Origin of the sequence: Paraburkholderia sp. EB58 (assembly GCF_050436665.1) — a bacterium.
Taxonomy (GTDB): Bacteria; Pseudomonadota; Gammaproteobacteria; order Burkholderiales; family Burkholderiaceae; genus Paraburkholderia.
Genome location: NZ_JBNDMQ010000032.1, coordinates 81,654 through 98,368, shown reverse-complemented (window position 1 = coordinate 98,368; position 16,715 = coordinate 81,654). Strand labels below are relative to the sequence as shown.

Sequence of the window (16,715 nt, the reverse complement as noted above, 5' to 3'; positions counted from 1 at the left end):
GAGTCCAGCTTATAGGCCGTCGCTGCGTCCATTGCGTTGCTGCGTAGCGTCAAATGAGCATGTGCTAGCCCCGCACGAATGGTCCGCACGCGAACAGAGTGGGTTAGCGTCAACGGCCCGGACAGCCCGTACCGGCGCGGGGGGGGACGCGCCACTGCACTGCGCTCGAACACCAGTCAACCACCTCTAGCAAGAAGCGCTCGTGAATGCCGCATCGTACGAACGCTCTTGGGTTTCATCGCGATGCCGTAATCGAGAGGTGAGATCAAGGACACAGAATGACGGAGGAATGACGAAGGTATTTTAGGGACACAATCATTTCGTTTAGTCCGAATATGTGCGCGTTTAACTGTTTGGCGTTTTCACGTTATGGAGGTTTCGCGCCATGTGAGATGCGTGGCGTGATCCACGCTCGTGATCGTGTGGGCTAATCCGCCAACATGTTGGCGCTTTCCGTCAGTCACGCTATGCCATTTGGCGGCCTATGTATGATGCGCTGCAACTCGCAAAAATTCTCGGTGCGAATGAGGCATCGCTAAATCGCATAACGTTGGGGAAGCTCTATGGTGTACGCAGGTCTCGACAATCCGGATAACGGAGCGGCGTCTGCCAGTGGCAAGAGGCGCAGGCGCTCGGTTCGAGACATCGGCGTTGTACTGTTCGAAGGATTCTCGTTGCTTACGGCTGGAGTCATTCCAGAGGTATTCCAGGTGGCAAACGAGATCTGCGTTGCACGATCGAGAGGTGATGCGTTGTATGACGTTCGCTTTTACTCGGCCCAAGGGGGAAATGTGGCTTGCTCTTCAGCGATCAACGTCTGGACCTACGCCTGCGACGCACGGAACGCCATCGGCTTTGACGCTTTGTTTATTGTAGATGGAGAGGGCGCGCAAAACGCGACTCGTGACGAGCGTGTAGTGAACTGGCTTCGGGAGGTTTTGCCACTAAGCGAAGTGGTGAAACCGATTCGCGAGGGGCGGATGCTGCTCGAGGCCGCGGGCGGTGGTAGCGCGCGACAGTGGCACGACGCGGCTGGCTTCTCGCAGCAGTTGGCGGGGACTGGGGGGCACGATATGGGCGAAGAGGCTGATCGTTATGAGCCGGCCAAGACGGCTCTGATGTTGGTCAAGCGCGATCTCGGCGTCGACGTCGCACGGGAAGCAGCTGGACGTCTTTCGCTAAATGGTTCTCCCATCATCGCATCGGTATTGTCGGATTCGAGTACGCCGACCCGGGCCGAGAAGGTACGGGCGTCGGCGCGGTGGTTAAAAGAGAATTGTGGGCGACCGATCTCCGTGAACGAAGCAGTACGGGTTGCGGCGATGAGCGAACGGAACTTCTTGCGTTGCTTCAAGCAGGAGATTGGTGTGACGCCGTCTGAGTTTCTGCTGCGGACTCGCCTGGAGATGACGTCCCGGTTACTTGTGGAGACTGATTCTCCGATTGACAAGATTGCAAAGCAATGCGGTTGGATCAACGGTGACCGTCTTGCCAAGATTTTTCGCAAACGGATGGGGCTCACGCCTTCGGAATATCGCATTCATGCTCGTGGCTTGGCGGCGGGTGATCCTTCGTAGTTGAAGGGACTCTTTAGTCACCCAATTCAATATATTAGGCGCTCGTTGTGTGCACTTCAAGCACTTAACAGTAGGAGTACTTACGGTGTCGTCATTGACAGATGAAGTAAATCAAGGCAGCGGCGCTGGTGAGCCAGTCCACAAGGAAGAGGAGTGCGGTGGCCGACTTAGGGCGTCTGCGCGCCTCGTGCCCGTGGTGTTGGCCGGCGGCTCTGGTTCGCGGTTGTGGCCGATGTCGCGCGAGCAATATCCGAAACAGCTGATTGGTGTGCTTGGACCCGACTCGTTGCTGCAGGAGACAGTTGGACGGATGAAGGGCTTCGCGTCTGAGTCGGGTGTTGCATGCGCGCCAATCATCGTGTGTGGGGACGAGCATAGGTTCGTGACCGCGGAGCAACTTCGCGCGAGCAGCATTGATGCGCGCATCGTAGTCGAGCCTGTGCGACGTGACACCGCGCCAGCGCTTACGCTTGCAGCCGCAGTTGCATCCGCGGACGGCGAGGACGCGATTGTGGTTGCGATGCCGGCAGATCATGCGATTGCCGATTTGGAAGCGTTCCAGCGCGCTATTGCGCTCGCGACGGAGTACGCGCAAGCCGGCGCGATTGTCACCCTTGGCGTGCCGCCGACGCGGGCCGATACAGGCTTTGGTTATATCAAGCTCGGGGCTGTCATCGGCGCTGGCGCTCAACGGATTGAGCGCTTTGTGGAAAAGCCGGCGTCTGAACTTGCCGCGCAGTACCTCGCGTCAGGGCAGTACTGGTGGAATAGCGGAATCTTTGTTGTGCGAGCAAGCGTATGGCTCGAGACCATTGGAAGGTTGCAGCCCGCGATGCATGACGCTTGTGTATTGGCGCTCGCGCAGGGGGCAACCGAAGGTCAATTTTTCCGGCCGAGCGCGGACGCCTTCAAACAGTCGCCGTCCGATTCGATCGACTATGCCGTCATGGAGCGGCTTGGGTCAGACGAGGAACTGCCGTCGGGTGTAGTCGTATCGCTTGAAGCTGGATGGTCGGATCTTGGCTCATGGGATGCCGTGTGGGATGCCATGGATAAGGACGTTGATGGCAACGTCGCGCGGGGCCGAGTGGTGTTCGAGGGTGCGACGTCGAGCTTTGCACATTCTGAAGGACGGCTGGTTGCGTGCGTTGGTGTGACCAATGTGATCGTCGTCGAGACCGATGATGCGGTGCTGGTCGCGGACCGGTCGCGTGTGCAGGACGTCAAGGGCCTGGTTAGCCGGATCAGGGCGCAGCAGGCTCCAGAAGCGGATGCGCACCGGAAGGTACGGCGTCCGTGGGGCTACTACGATTCGATCGATCACGGCGACCGCTTTCAGGTCAAGCGGATCGTCGTTCATCCTGGCGGTCGTCTGTCGTTGCAACTGCATCATCACCGCGCGGAGCATTGGATTGTGGTCAGTGGCACTGCGCTTGTCACGCGTGGCGATGAGCAATTCATGCTTAGCGAAAATCAGTCGACGTTCATTCCCTTGGGCGTAACGCATCGGCTGGAGAACCCGGGCAAGTTGCCGCTCGAGCTCATTGAAGTGCAGTCGGGATCGTATCTGGGCGAGGACGACATCGTTCGGTTTGACGACACGTACGGTCGTGCGTGAAGCGTTGGCGGGTGATGCAGTCCAACTTTAGGTGGGAGTCGCAAAATGCTTGGCATACAGGGGTTAGTGGCGCGGCTAGTCGATGTGTTTCTCATAGTCGCCGGCGCTGTGTTGGCATCGCACATTCGCTTTGAAGACACGGTGCAAAGCCGCCTCGATGGTGCGTTCATTACGTTTTCTGTGGCGTTCGCACTGGTGTCGTTTCCTGCATTTGGTTTGTACGAGTCGTGGCGCGGGCGTTCGCTGCTGCGGCTTGTGAGCCGAGCGTCACTAGCCTGGATTGTGGTGCAAGCCTGCGGTCTGGTGTTGATGTTTTCACTACATCGCACGGAAGTGATCTCTCGTTTGTGGCTTGCCTACTGGACGGCCATTACGGGTGGGGTGCTAATTGCGTCCCGGCTGATGACGTATGGGGTGCTGCGCAGGGTGCGCCGAGCAGGAATGAATTTGCGTGACGTGGCAGTGGTGGGCTACGGCGCGCATTGCCAGCGTATCGTCCGCAAGATGGAGGCGTCACCGGCGAGCGGCTTTCGGGCATCGGCGATGTTCGATGTACGCCCGGGGACGGATGTCGCGCTGGCCTGCGTGTCGGTGATCGACGATTTCCACGAATTCACGGAATACGTCAGAAGCAATGGTGTGCAGGAAATCTGGCTGGCGTTACCACTCTCGGAAGGCTCTACGATACAGCGCTTCGTCAATGAATTTCGGAATGAGCTCGTGAACATACGTTTCATTCCGGACATGCAAAGCGTAGCGATGTTTGATGGCGCCATGATCGATCTGATCGGCGCACCGGCGATCAACTTGATGGCGTCGCCGCTGCCGGCGCACGCACTGGTTCAAAAGGACATATTCGATCGCATTTTTGCAGCGGTAGCGTTACTCGCGTTAGCGCCACTGTTGTTGGTCATTGCAGTCGCCGTGAAACTCTCTTCACGAGGGCCGGTGTTTTTCACGCAGTATCGCAAGGGCGCTGACGGCCGCATTTTCAAGATCTACAAGTTCCGCACGATGCGCCCTCATGTGGAAAGCGCAGGCGTGGTTACGCAGGCGACCAAGGGAGATTCCCGAATTACGTCCGTCGGCAGACTTTTGCGGCGCACGAGTCTTGACGAATTGCCGCAGTTTTTCAACGTACTGCGAGGCGAGATGTCAGTGGTTGGACCGCGTCCCCACGCGATCGAGCATGACGAGCTCTATCGAAAGATTGTTAACGGCTATATCCATCGGTATCGGATCAAGCCTGGCATCACGGGATGGGCGCAGATCAATGGGTTCCGCGGGGAAACTGATCGCCTTGAGAAGATGCAGAAGCGGGTCGAGCATGACCTTTACTACCTCCTGAATTGGTCGTTCGCGCTGGATATGCGGATCGTCGTGGCGACCGTGGCAAAGGGGTTAGTTAGTAGCAACGCATATTGACGTCTGCACACAGACGTACATACACAGTAAGTTGAGGAAGACTTGATGCAATTCTTGTGGAAGTTGTTTGGAGACGGAACGAAGCCCCTTTGTCGCCGGTGTGTTCACCTGCTGACGGGTGCGACCGTAAGCGCGGTCCTGTCGGCTTGCGCCGTTGCGCCAGGGATGCGTATGAATACTCCTGCGACACTGCCTGTCACCAGCGGTAATGAAAACGTGCCGCCAGTCGAAGCGCAGGTTCCAATCGCTGAAATCAATATCGCTTTGATTCAAAAGATGCACAAGGCCGAGACTCAGGCGACTGCGGATCAGGTTCGTCAATTGTTTGGCAAATCGGGACCGTACACGCTTGGCGTGGGCGACGTTCTACAGATAACGATCTGGGATCACCCCGAGTTGACGGCCGCACAGGGGGCGCAGACCCAAACGAACGGGCACCCCTATGATCCGGCCGCGGGATTTGTGATCGACAACAACGGCAATGTGCAGATTCCGTATGCCGGCAGCGTCCATCTCGCGGGACTGCGCATCGATCAGGCACAACAGTTGGTGTATGCCTCGCTGGTCAAAGCGTTCATCAAACCTCAGGTGACGGTTCGGGTTGCGTCGTTCCGTGCCAAGCAGGTTTACGTTGACGGTGAGGTGCATACGCCCGGCGGTGTGTCGATTAGCGACATTCCCATGACGCTGTATCAAGCGATCAGTGGCGCCGGTGGCTTCGCATCAACGGCGGATCAAAGCCGAGTGACTCTCGTGCGTGATGGTGTGTCGTATCGGTTGAACCTGTCGCGCATGCTTGAGCGCGATCAGAATCCGGCGAACATCGTGCTAAAGGACGACGACATGCTGAAAGTCGCCTCACGCGATGACAACGGCGTGTATGTCATGGGCGAGGTCAATAAGCCAGTGACTGCCATTCCGCTGAAGAACGGAGTACTTACGCTGAGCGACGCGCTTTCCCAGGCAGGGAGCCTGAACACGAGCACCGCTGATGCAGCCCAGGTTTACGTTGTTCGCGGCTCGGAAGGCGTGGCGCCTCAGGTTTTCCATCTCAATGCACATTCGCCAGTTTCGATGGTGCTGGCCAATCAGTTTGAGTTGCAGCCCAAAGATGTGGTGTACGTGGACGGCAATGGTCTGGTACGCATCAGCCGAGTGTTGAGCCTGTTGTTGCCGGCTATCAATGCGGGGTTGACCGGGGCGGTCGTCACGAAATGATCGATAGCATCCTTTTCGTCTGCGAGGGAAATATTTGCCGCAGTCCGATGGCACAAGGCCTGCTCGCTAAGCAACTACCCGGCATCAGTGTGATCTCAGCCGGATTGGGTGCGCTCGTCGGACGTAGCCCTGATCCTGTGGCAATCGCGTTGATGGCCGAGCGGGAGATCGACATCGCCGGTCATACCGCAGTGGGCTTAAACCTGCAACACATGCGCTGGGCCAGGTTGGTGCTGACAATGACAGCGGCACAGTGCAGAAGAATCGAAGCGGTCTACCCGTTCTCGAAGGGAAAGGTATATCGCATTGCCGAGCACGAGGGGATTGACGTAGTGGACCCCTATCGCAAGGACCGCGCGGTGTTCGAAATGACCTTAGCGCAGATCGAGCAAGGTCTGGAGCGGTGGATTGACGCAATGGTTCGATTGACTAACTAATTACATGGCATCCTTAAATCAAAACCGAATCATCGATACGCCCAATGGCGATGAAATCCACCTTTCCGACTACCTTGCGGTCGTCGCGGAGAGTTGGAAGCTGATCCTGGCGACTGCCGCGACCGTGTTGCTGCTCGGGACGCTCTACGCATTTCTCGCGACGCCGGTCTACCGCGCAGACGCAATGATCCAGGTTGAGGATAACGCCGACTCAACCAAGGACGCGCTGGGTGACCTGGCTTCGATATTCGATACCAAGCAGACCGCTGACGCTGAAATCGAGTTGATCCGCTCGCGTCTTGTCGTAGGTCAGACAGTGCGTACGCTGCACCTCGATATCAGTGCGAGGCCGCGTTATTTTCCGATGATTGGAGCGATGCTGGCACGCCATGCCGGCGCGGACAAACCGGCGGCGCCGTTGTTCGGCTTGAGCCGTTTCGCGTGGGGCGGCGAGACGATCGACGTCTCGGATTTCGATGTGCCGAGGGGAAGGTACGACGCTGAGTACAGGCTGGTGGCGCGCGGCGACGAGCAATTCGAGCTGTTGGATCCCGATGGTGATGTCGTTCTTCGGGGCCATGTTGGCCAGAGAGCCGATGGTGAAGAACCAAAAGGTAAGGTCGAATTGCAAGTGGCGCGACTTGAGGCTCGGCCGGGCACGCAGTTCATTTTGAAGCGTGCGTCGACCCTCGCCACCATCGCCCAGTTGCAGGATGCACTTGTCATCGCGGAAAAGACCAAGCAATCCGGGGTAATTGGCGTGACGCTTGACGGTGCAGACAGCAACCGTACCGCGGAGATCCTCAACACCATTGCGGGCGCCTACGTCCAGCAGAACATCGACCGTAAGTCCGCCGAAGCGGAGCACACGCTCGCTTTTCTGGATCAACAATTACCGCAATTGCGCAAGCAGCTCGACGAGGCGGAGGATCGCTACAACGAATTCCGCAACCGTGCAGGTACCGTTGACCTGACCGAGGAAAGCCGTTTGCTGCTGCAACAGATCGTCGACAACAAAACCAAGCTTGTCGATTTGCAGCAACAGCGTATCGAGATGACGCAACGCTTTGCCGAGTCACACCCGGCGGTAGTCGCTCTAACCGCGCAGATTGCATCGCTGCAGGCGCAGCAGGACGAGTTTAACAAACACGTCATGACCTTGCCGGACACGGAGCAGTCTGCCTTGCGGCTGTTGCGAGATGTCCGTGTCGATACCGAGTTGTATACGAACTTGCTGGACAGCGCGCAGCAGTTACGCATCGTCAAAGCCGGCGAGGTGGGCAATGTCCGTGTGGTCGACTATGCCGTCGCAGAAGATTTGCCGGTGAAACCGAAGCGGCTCATCGTGATCGCGCTGGCGGCCGTGCTGGGATTGATTGCAGGAACGGCAGCGGCATTCGTGAAGAAGGCGCTATTTGGTGGGATCGAACACAGTGAAGAAATTGAACAGGCACTCGGGTTGCCGGTGTACGCGACGGTGCCGCACAGCGAAGCGCAGGTTCGCCTGAATCAGAGCATCCGGCGCGGCCGCGGGGGACATCACGTGCTAGCGTCGACAGCGTCGCAAGACGTGGCGATCGAAGGGATTCGCAGCTTGCGCACTGCGCTGCAGTTCGGGTTGCTCGACGTCTCGAACAATGTGCTCGTAATCACTGGCCCGCGTCCGGAAGTCGGCAAGTCGTTCATGTCCGTGAACCTTGCCGCGGTGCTCGCGAGCGGTGGCAAGCGCGTGATGCTGATTGACGCCGATATGCGGCGTGGCGCCCTCCACAGCTATTTCGGCGTGTCGAGACAGCCGGGGCTGTCGGACGCCATCGCGGGACTGGACATCGAAAGTGCCGTTTTGCACGACGTGCTGCCGGGCTTGGATGTGCTACCGAAGGGCTCATTGCCGCCGAATCCTGCTGAACTGCTAATGAGCGAGCGATTCAAGACCATGCTCGATTACTTCTCGAGCCGCTATGACATCGTCATCGTCGACACTCCGCCGGTATTGGCGGTCACGGACGCGGCGCTAATCGGCAGGCATGCAGGCGCGACCTTGCTGGTAGTTCGGCACGGCCGACATCCTATGGCGGAGATTCTGGAATCCGCCAACCGTTTGCGCAATGGCGGCGTAACGCTGAAAGGCGTGCTGTTCACCGATGTCCCACAACGGCGTGTCGGATATGGAACGTATTACTCCGGCTATTACGGCTACGAGAGCACTCCCGATTAATTACGACAACACCACGGAATGGCGCACGGACGAACACGGCGCAACGATACTGAGGAGCATCAAACATGAATCGAAAAGTTGCCTTGATTACCGGCGTGACAGGTCAGGATGGCTCGTACCTTGCGGAGCTTCTGTTGAACAAGGGATATGAAGTGCACGGCATCAAGCGACGCGCTTCGTTGTTCAATACCGATCGTATCGATCACTTGTACCAGGACCCGCACGCCTCAGATGGTCGTTTCGTACTACACCATGGCGACCTGACGGATTCGACGAGCCTCACGCGCATTATCCAGCGCGTGCAACCGGACGAGATCTACAACCTCGCTGCTCAAAGCCACGTCGCGGTTTCGTTTGAGGAACCGGAATATACGGCTAACGCGGACGGAATGGGTGCACTGCGGATCCTTGAGGCGATCCGCATTCTCGGCTTAGAGAAAAAGACGCGCTTCTACCAGGCGTCGACATCGGAACTTTACGGGTTGGTCCAGGAGACCCCGCAAAAGGAAACAACCCCTTTCTATCCTCGCAGCCCCTATGCTGTGGCCAAGCTTTACGCGTACTGGATCACGGTCAACTACCGCGAGGCGTACGGCATCTACGCATGCAACGGTATTCTGTTCAACCACGAATCGCCCGTACGTGGCGAAACCTTCGTGACTCGCAAAATCACGCGGGCGATTGCGCGTATCGCAACGGGTCTGCAGGACTGCCTACACCTGGGTAACCTGTCCGCGCTGCGGGATTGGGGGCACGCTCGGGACTACGTCGAGATGCAATGGCTGATGCTGCAGCAGGAGCAGCCTGAAGACTTCGTGATCGCGACCGGGGTGCAGTACAGCGTCCGTCAGTTCGTTCAATATGCGGCTGCCGAATTGGGCGTCACCATACGTTTTGAGGGCGAGGGCGTCGACGAGGTGGGTATCGTCGAGAAGGTCGAAGGCACCGAAGCGAAGCTGACGCCTGGCAGTGTGATCGTGCGTGTCGATCCGCGCTACTTCCGGCCGACCGAAGTCGAAACTCTGCTAGGCGATCCGACCAAGGCGCACGAGAAACTTGGCTGGAAACCGGTTACGTCGTTTGAGGCGTTGGTCAAGGAGATGGTGCGGGCTGACTATCAGGTGGCCAAGCGGGATGCCTTGGTGACGCTGGCCGGCTTTAAGGTATTCGAGTACAACGAGTAATCATCATGCACAAGAGCGCTCGAATCTTTGTCGCAGGTCATCGCGGAATGGCTGGCTCGGCTTTGGTGCGCGGGCTTACTGCTCGCGGCTATCACAACCTGGTGACGCGTAGCCGTTCCGAACTCGATTTGACCAACCAGGCTGCCGTGGAGTCGTTCTTCCGCGACGAGGCGATTGATGTAGTCGTGTTGGCCGCCGCGAAGGTCGGGGGTATCCTGGCTAACGACACCTACCCGGCAGACTTCTTGTATCAGAACCTGATCATCGAAGCCAATGTGATTCATGCGGCGTTTCGAGCAGGTGTTCAACGGCTGTTGTTCCTTGGCTCGTCATGCATTTACCCACGCGACTGTCCGCAGCCTATCAAGGAAGATTATCTGCTGACGGGTCCGCTGGAGAAAACCAACGAGCCGTACGCCATAGCAAAGATTGCCGGCATCAAACTATGCGAGGCCTTCAATCGCCAGTACGGCACGCAATACGTGTCGTTGATGCCTACCAACCTCTATGGACCGAACGACAATTATGACCTGAAGACGAGCCACGTGTTGCCGGCGCTGCTACGCAAAGCTCATGAAGCGAAAGTCGGCGGTGCCGACAGTCTCGTGGTTTGGGGTACGGGCCGGGCACGCCGCGAGTTCCTGCATATCGACGATATGGCCGACGCGGCGGTGTTTCTGCTTGAGCGTGGCATTGGGGCGGGCTTGTACAACGTCGGTTGTGGTGAGGATGTCACGATCGAGGAACTCGCCCGCGCTGCGATGCTCGCAGTCGGGTTCGATGGCCGCATTGAATTTGATGCCAGCAAGCCGGACGGCACGCCCCAAAAGCTGCTTGACGTTAGCAAGCTTGCAGACCTGGGTTGGCGCGCGAGGATCAGTCTTAAAGATGGACTGGCTGCGACCTACCAGGACTTCTTGCGACGCTATGAATCGAAAGTCGTCGAGCGAATCTAGTCGCATACCGATAGAAAAACAGATGATACGACTTGACGAAAGCAGCGCGACTTGGGTCTTTGCACAACAGGCCGTGGCGCGCTTGCTGGTGGCGTTCAAATTTTTCCTGCTCGCGCGGCTGTTGGGGCCGCATTCGATCGGCTTGATTGCGGCTTGCCTGATGGCTCTGTCGATTGCGGAGTCGCTGACCGAGATGGGAATGAGTCATGCGCTGATCCAGCGGCGTGAGATGCTGGATCAGCGCGGCTTGGACGCGTTGTGGACCGCGACGGCGGTGCGGGGCTTGTTGCTCACGGTTGCGCTGTACGCTGCCGCAAGACCGATTGCGCACTTGATGAGCATTCCGGAGGGCACGACTGTTTTGCAGATGGTTGCGCTAGTGCCGTTCGCCCGAAGCATGGTCAGTGTGCGCGTGGTGATCGCACAGCGCCAACGGCGTTTTCGAACCGTTGCGTTGTTGACGACTACTTTCGTTATGGTTGATTTTTTGGTATCAGCCGTCGCAGCCTATACGCATCGTGACGTAGTCTGGGTACTTGCTGCGCTTCCACTGTCGGAGTTCATGAGGGCCATTGCGTCGCATATCGTGTTCTCGACAAGGCCTCGATTGATCTTCGACACCAAGCCGCTTGGCGAGATTATGGAGTACGGCCGGTGGGTTTGGATGAACAGCTTGTTGACGGTGATTGTCAATCAGTTAGACCGGATCATCATTGTCAAGAGCTTCGGAGTCTTGACGTTTGGGTTATACCAAACGGCGAGTCGTCTCGCGCAATTTGGTGTGGCCGATTGCGGTATCGCGCTAAGCCAGTATCTGTTTCCGAATTTCTCTGAAGTCGCGAGGCAGGATAAGAACCGCGCCGTACGGTATGCGATGTCTCTGTTTAGTCATTTGGGGACCATTGCGCTGGTAGTCGCGACGTTTCTTTGTGTGGCTGCGCACGACATTATCCGGTTGGCGCTTGGCGACCAATGGAGCGGAGCGGTGCCGTTCTTCCGGGTTTTCGTCTATCTGATGGCGGCCGGCGTACTGGTTGGGCTGCTGACTGCATACTTGCGTGGTACTGGAAGGCCAAGCCGGGTAACGCGTGCCACTGTAGTGCAATTAGGGGTTTTACTGGCTATGTCCGCAGTTCTTGTTCCGAGGATTGGGGCTATAGGAGTCGCATTTTCTGCAATGACTTCGGTGTTTGTCTGCGCCGCGCTAATGCTACGCGACGTTCTTTCGGACGCGCATGATCAGGTGCGGCAACTACTGCCGATTGCGACGGTGGGCATACCCGCCGCCGCTTTGATTGTGATCCTCGGCCAGTTGTTGTCGCCGCTTCCGTACCACGCCGTAGGACTAGGGCTCGTGAGTGCCTTGGCACTGGTGTTACCGCTACAGAGACTGCGGGCTGGTTTTTCGTTGACGACTTGAGGAGGCGACCCAATGCATATTCTTCATATCGTCTTGACACCGAGACATTCCGGCGCGGAGATCCTCGCGTGTGGTCTGGCGGAAACACATGCCGCAGGAGGTGCGACTTGCGGCATTGCGGCTTTGAATCCGAGCGAGCCAGATTTTGTGCCGTTGTTGGAGTCACTCGCGCAGCACGGTGTCCAATACATGGGCCCAGCGCATGCGGGAGGTCGCGTTGGGCGCATGCTGTCAATAATGCGCGCGTACAGGGACTTCGCGCCTGATATCGTGGTAGCGCACTCTGTAATTCCGTCCGCGTACGCACGTGTCGCGGCACGGCTGTCGGGCACACATGTCCCGATCGTCAGCGTGTTGCACTCCGCAACCAACGACGACTACTCGAGCGTGGCACTTCGCCTTTCGGAATACCTGCTGCGCTTTACCGCAGCGGCTATTGTCACGGTCAACAATGCGGCGCGCCAGAACTACGAAGCGCGCTTCGGCGACGGGCGACGCCTTGAGACGATTCCGAATGGGACACAAATCGATCGATTTCGCTTCGACATGCTGGCGGGGCATCGGTTACGCGCGTCGTTCGGCGTTGAGGACCAAACGACCGTTTTGCTGCAGGTGGGGCGTGTCGTCCCGGTCAAGAATCAGGCCTCTAGTGTGCTTGCACTCAAGAAACTTGTGGATGCCGGACACGATGCCGTGCTGTGGTTTGCCGGGTTGACGGAAGACGACGCGTATCGGCAGACGGTCGTCGAGCAGATAGCCGCGCTTGAGCTCTCTCGGCATGTTGTTTGGCTCGGCAGCCGTTCTGATGTACCCGCGCTGTTATCTGCGGCGGATATCTATTTGATGCCATCGGTACGCGAGGCACACAGTGTTGCGATGATCGAGGCGCTAGCAAGTGGCATTCCGATGGTGGTGTCAGAAATCGATGCATTCACCGCGATAGTGCGCTTTGCCGGCGTGATCAGCGTCGTCTCAACCGATAGCTCGCACTATGCCTTGGCGGTGGAGAAATTTATCGGAAATAGACGGCGTTACGAGCGAGACCTGGGCGCGTTTTCTGTCGAACGGGTGGGTGAGCGCTATTTTGATTTGTTCCGGCAGATTTTGGCCGAAGACGAATTCAACGGGGACGCACGTCGGGGCGCGATATGACTACGCTGATGATCGTCGAACCGGAAGCCACTGGTCACCGGATGATCCTATATGTACGCTTGATTGCGGCGGAGGCCCTGTCTCGCGGGTGGAAAGTCATACTCCTGACCAGTGCTAGGGCGAGCCACCATCCAGCATGCAAGGCAGTTGTGAACGAGTTCGGCGAGGATCTGGAGGTTGTGTTGATGCCTGACTCAGTACCTGGAGGCAGTAGCCAGTTGGACTTGCTTCGTGCACAAATTTCGTCGATTCGTGCGTTCCAGGCGGGTCATCGAGCGGTCTCCCGGCGACAGACCATCGATTTCGTTTACCTGCCTTATTTCAACTACATTGACAAGGTAGTAGGCTGGTACGGTTCGCCGTTTGGCGATTCACCTTTCGGGGGCATGGTGGTTGCCGCGACGTTTCATCACCGCAAATGCGGCATCACCAGGGAAGCTGACAAACGCGATAGGATTAGTGAGTGGTTGTTCCGTCTCGCGCTACGTGCGCGGAATCTTAGGCTGCTGACTTCGATCGATGAACCGCTGGCCGACTATGTGCTCCAGTCGATTCCGACCCGCGCCGGAAAGTTTCGCTACGTTCCAGATGTGTCGTCAATTCGGCGACCTAGCGAGCGAACCGCTGCACGTGCAGCCTATGGTTTTTCAACAGGCGATTTCGTCGTCGCGTCATATGGCGCGTTAAGTCCGCGCAAAGGGCTTGCAAAGCTGCTGACCTTGTTTGGCGCGCCGGATCTGCCGGCGCATTTCCGGTTGCTGTTGGTGGGTGCGCAGAACGCCGATGCGAAGCGCATGGTTAGCGAATTTCTCTCGCGTCATCCGCAGCTCGAGAGGCAACTGGTTATCGTCGACGAGTTTGTTGGCGACGTGGAGGAAGGGCATACATTTGCATGCGCTGACGTTGTCTGGCTTTGTTACGAGAACTTTAGCGGCATGAGTGGAGTACTGATTCAATCTGCCCAAGCCGGCGTGCCGGTGGTCACGGCCGGCTATGGTTTGATTGAACGAAACCGACAAAAGCATGGGCTTGGCATTCGATGGACCGACTTTGCTATGTCGGATGGTGTTGGCGTGCGGTTCGATTGGCCGCGTCTGATCGAAGCGGTCGCTGCGATGCGCGGTACGACGTCGTTGCTCGAGTTTGCCGCAGCGCATACGCCGCAAGCGTTTGGGCGCAACGTCATTGACGCCATCGTCGCCGCTCAGACCGTAAGCGGCACTTCGGAGCGGCGCCTTGTCTCTTGATTCTGTCGCGCGTCGCAAGGGTGCATTGTGATTGACAAACTAATGTCGGAGAAGACCAGCCTTGGCACGGAGACCGCTAACCGGTCCGGGGTGAAACGCACGGTTTTCTATGTGCAACCATTGATTGCGCGATACAGGGTTGAGGTTGTCGACGCGCTGGGCCGTCTTTTCAAGGTCAAGGTATTCGCCAGTTCGGATGGCGTCGAGGTTCGCGGTTTTTCGCGAGAGAATCCGGAGTGCGAGGAATTCATCGAGACCGGCGTTGTTCATCTGCTTTCGAAGCGGATCAAAATCCAGACGAAGGTATTGTGGCGTATCGTGCGCGAGCGGCCATCCGCAGTCCTGATATTTGCCGACGTGACGTATCTGTCGTTATGGCTCGCGCTCGTCGCCGGGCGGGTGTTGCGAGTGCCGATTGTGATCCATGGTCAGGGGCTCTATCGTCATGTGAAATCCGGCTTGGCGCGAACCCTTTGCTATCGGACGGCGGTCGCATTGTCGACTCAGTATGTTTGCTACTCGGAGGCTTCCCGGCATTCGCTTGAGCGAATCGGTTGCTCAGGTTCGAAGCTGGTCGTAGCCAGTAATTCGCTTACGGTCGCACAAACCGTGGATCCGTCGGAGAAAACCGGCACCGAGGAAGGAGTGTTGTTTCTCGGACGCCTTCGCGAGGGCTCGAACGTTGAAGGCCTTATCGAGGCCGTAGAGAAATTGCGCCGCGAGGGTTACTCAATCGTCCTGCATCTGGTGGGCGGTGGAGAACATCGCGACCGACTCCAGCGAACTTACGCGCATCGCACTCACCTGATTTGGCACGGCGCAGTCTTTAATGACGATGAGATCGCGACGATAAGCCGAGCATGCCGCATCGGCTGTTACCCAGGAGCCGCCGGTCTAAGTGTCGTGCACATGTTCGGTTTGAGTTTGCCTCCGCTGGTACACGACCAGTTGCCGTTGCACATGGGACCAGAGCCCGAGTATGTAGAAACGAGCCGAACTGGGTTTCTTTACGCACGGGAAGGGGGGGTAGAGGCGTTGGCTACATCGCTTAGAGAAATCTGGGCGTTGCCGCCAGAAGCGATACGTGAAACGGCAACTGGTGCCTTTTCAAAATATCAGCGACTCAATTCGCCGACATTGGGCCAAAGGTTAGCCGAGGTCGTCTACAAGGTAATTGAACGATGAATTGCGAGCCCATCGTGAAGCAAGAAGCTATGCAAACGACGAACGAACCCACGTTCCAAGATCTGCGCCGGTTTTCCATACCGAGCGGATTTCGGGGGCGCAACGCCGTGCTAGTTCAGTTGTGGTGGATTTGCCAAGCTTTGTTATTTCGTCCGTCGCCTCAATTTTTGTATGGTTGGAGGCGTTTCCTGTTGCGCGCGTTCGGTGCACGCGTTGGTAAGGGGGTGTTACTTAGGCCGACGGTCGTAGTGACCTACCCATGGAAAGTCACGCTTGGGGAATACAGTTGGATCGGAGATGACGTGGTGCTCTACAGCCTTGGACCGATCGAGATAGGTGCGCACGCGGTTGTTTCTCAGCGGTCCTATCTGTGCGGCGGAGATCATGATCCGGCTCGCGCCGACTTTGCAATCCGCAGCAAGCCTATTCGTATCGGTGAACAGGCATGGGTGGCGGCCGACGTTTTTATTTCCCCGGGCGTGACGATCGAGCGTGGCGCTCTGATCGGCGCGCGCAGTACCGTATTCACTGACATGCCAGCCGGAATGGTTTGCTTCGGTCATCCGTGTCGCCCCATAAAGCGTAGGGAAATCGCATAGGGATGCTGATCTGTGGCATCGACTACGCGCCGAAATTGAGCGGTATCGGCAAGTATTCGGCCGAAACAGGCTAGTCCGCTACTTGGTGTGTTGAGAGTTGGCTGCGTCCGACATTGAGTACAGTGTCATGGAGAGACGATACCGCTAAAGCAATCAACTAACTACGCGCCTAACCAGCGGGCTGCGCTGACGCCGTATGTGATGTAGAGGGAGGTACCTTCGAAATCGACAATAATCGCCCTGAACGCGCCTTGCGCCATCGCTCTCGGCCGAAAAGAGCTCCTGCACTTCGGCTCTGACAGCGGCGGCGAACGCAGCGCGTCAATCTACACCGTAGTCGGTACGGTCAGAACGAACGGCCTTAATCCCGAGACCTACTTGCGCCACGTCATCGCTCGCATCGCCGAGCATCCCGGCCAATCGCGTAGACGAACTGTTGCCTTGGATCGTCGTCGAAAGACTTCACCTTGACCTCGCCC

Annotated in this window: 13 protein-coding genes and 1 pseudogene; all 14 read left to right on the top strand. The window is 57.5% G+C overall.

All coding sequences use genetic code 11. From position 1 onward, the window contains the following. Nucleotides 1–563: 563 nt before the first annotated feature. Complete coding sequence (locus P3T40_RS34055) at nt 564–1,577, top strand: helix-turn-helix domain-containing protein (RefSeq protein WP_429272107.1); 1,014 nt, start codon at nt 564–566, stop codon at nt 1,575–1,577. 187 nt (nt 1,578–1,764) lie between these two features. After that, entirely contained in the window at nt 1,765–3,195 is a 1,431-nt protein-coding gene (locus P3T40_RS34050) for a mannose-1-phosphate guanylyltransferase/mannose-6-phosphate isomerase (protein ID WP_429272121.1), read from the top strand. A 45-nt stretch (nt 3,196–3,240) separates the two neighbouring features. After that, nucleotides 3,241–4,620 (top strand): undecaprenyl-phosphate glucose phosphotransferase, encoded by a 1,380-nt coding sequence (locus P3T40_RS34045; protein ID WP_429272106.1) that lies wholly within the window; start codon nt 3,241–3,243, stop codon nt 4,618–4,620. 171 nt (nt 4,621–4,791) lie between these two features. Further along, the gene (locus P3T40_RS34040; protein ID WP_429272105.1) at nt 4,792–5,838 is read left to right on the top strand and encodes a polysaccharide biosynthesis/export family protein; all 1,047 of its coding nucleotides are present in this window, start codon (nt 4,792–4,794) and stop codon (nt 5,836–5,838) included. Further along, complete coding sequence (locus P3T40_RS34035) at nt 5,835–6,275, top strand: low molecular weight protein-tyrosine-phosphatase (protein WP_429272104.1); 441 nt, start codon at nt 5,835–5,837, stop codon at nt 6,273–6,275. The genes P3T40_RS34040 and P3T40_RS34035 overlap by 4 nt, the downstream gene beginning before the upstream one ends. Before the next feature lie 4 nt (nt 6,276–6,279). Beyond that, nucleotides 6,280–8,493, top strand: coding sequence for a polysaccharide biosynthesis tyrosine autokinase (locus P3T40_RS34030; protein WP_429272103.1), 2,214 nt, complete (start codon nt 6,280–6,282; stop codon nt 8,491–8,493). A 65-nt stretch (nt 8,494–8,558) separates the two neighbouring features. Beyond that, nucleotides 8,559–9,677 (top strand): GDP-mannose 4,6-dehydratase, encoded by a 1,119-nt coding sequence (gene gmd / locus P3T40_RS34025; RefSeq protein ID WP_429272102.1) that lies wholly within the window; start codon nt 8,559–8,561, stop codon nt 9,675–9,677. A 5-nt stretch (nt 9,678–9,682) separates the two neighbouring features. Then, nucleotides 9,683–10,633 (top strand): GDP-L-fucose synthase family protein, encoded by a 951-nt coding sequence (locus P3T40_RS34020; RefSeq protein ID WP_429272101.1) that lies wholly within the window; start codon nt 9,683–9,685, stop codon nt 10,631–10,633. Continuing rightward, nucleotides 10,605–12,053, top strand: coding sequence for an oligosaccharide flippase family protein (locus P3T40_RS34015; RefSeq protein WP_429272100.1), 1,449 nt, complete (start codon nt 10,605–10,607; stop codon nt 12,051–12,053). Before P3T40_RS34020 ends, P3T40_RS34015 begins: the two co-directional genes overlap by 29 nt. Nucleotides 12,054–12,065: 12 nt before the next feature. After that, nucleotides 12,066–13,205: a glycosyltransferase family 4 protein gene (locus P3T40_RS34010; protein ID WP_429272099.1), complete on the top strand. Its 1,140-nt coding sequence runs from the start codon at nt 12,066–12,068 to the stop codon at nt 13,203–13,205. Continuing rightward, nucleotides 13,202–14,452: a hypothetical protein gene (locus tag P3T40_RS34005; protein WP_429272098.1), complete on the top strand. Its 1,251-nt coding sequence runs from the start codon at nt 13,202–13,204 to the stop codon at nt 14,450–14,452. The genes P3T40_RS34010 and P3T40_RS34005 overlap by 4 nt, the downstream gene beginning before the upstream one ends. Nucleotides 14,453–14,494: 42 nt before the next feature. Then, nucleotides 14,495–15,637 carry a glycosyltransferase family 4 protein gene (locus P3T40_RS34000; protein ID WP_429272097.1) on the top strand — a complete coding sequence of 381 codons (1,143 nt, stop codon included), beginning with the start codon at nt 14,495–14,497 and terminating at the stop codon, nt 15,635–15,637. Then, complete coding sequence (locus tag P3T40_RS33995; RefSeq protein ID WP_429272096.1) at nt 15,634–16,236, top strand: putative colanic acid biosynthesis acetyltransferase; 603 nt, start codon at nt 15,634–15,636, stop codon at nt 16,234–16,236. The genes P3T40_RS34000 and P3T40_RS33995 overlap by 4 nt, the downstream gene beginning before the upstream one ends. Nucleotides 16,237–16,290: 54 nt before the next feature. Continuing rightward, nucleotides 16,291–16,705: pseudogene (locus P3T40_RS33990) on the top strand (transposase domain-containing protein); the annotation flags it as partial. Nucleotides 16,706–16,715: the final 10 nt, after the last annotated feature.

What these genes read in the sequence shown, in the direction of transcription:
- P3T40_RS34055 (WP_429272107.1), top strand. Translation starts at nt 564, where the DNA reads ATGGTGTACGCAGGTCTCGACAATCCGGATAACGGAGCGGCGTCTGCC.
- gmd (WP_429272102.1), top strand. Translation starts at nt 8,559, where the DNA reads ATGAATCGAAAAGTTGCCTTGATTACCGGCGTGACAGGTCAGGATGGC.
- P3T40_RS34040 (WP_429272105.1), top strand. Translation starts at nt 4,792, where the DNA reads ATGAATACTCCTGCGACACTGCCTGTCACCAGCGGTAATGAAAACGTG.
- P3T40_RS34020 (WP_429272101.1), top strand. Translation starts at nt 9,683, where the DNA reads ATGCACAAGAGCGCTCGAATCTTTGTCGCAGGTCATCGCGGAATGGCT.
- P3T40_RS34015 (WP_429272100.1), top strand. Translation starts at nt 10,605, where the DNA reads ATGAATCGAAAGTCGTCGAGCGAATCTAGTCGCATACCGATAGAAAAA.
- P3T40_RS34045 (WP_429272106.1), top strand. Translation starts at nt 3,241, where the DNA reads ATGCTTGGCATACAGGGGTTAGTGGCGCGGCTAGTCGATGTGTTTCTC.
- P3T40_RS34035 (WP_429272104.1), top strand. Translation starts at nt 5,835, where the DNA reads ATGATCGATAGCATCCTTTTCGTCTGCGAGGGAAATATTTGCCGCAGT.
- P3T40_RS34005 (WP_429272098.1), top strand. Translation starts at nt 13,202, where the DNA reads ATGACTACGCTGATGATCGTCGAACCGGAAGCCACTGGTCACCGGATG.
- P3T40_RS33995 (WP_429272096.1), top strand. Translation starts at nt 15,634, where the DNA reads ATGAATTGCGAGCCCATCGTGAAGCAAGAAGCTATGCAAACGACGAAC.
- P3T40_RS34030 (WP_429272103.1), top strand. Translation starts at nt 6,280, where the DNA reads ATGGCATCCTTAAATCAAAACCGAATCATCGATACGCCCAATGGCGAT.
- P3T40_RS34000 (WP_429272097.1), top strand. Translation starts at nt 14,495, where the DNA reads ATGTCGGAGAAGACCAGCCTTGGCACGGAGACCGCTAACCGGTCCGGG.
- P3T40_RS34010 (WP_429272099.1), top strand. Translation starts at nt 12,066, where the DNA reads ATGCATATTCTTCATATCGTCTTGACACCGAGACATTCCGGCGCGGAG.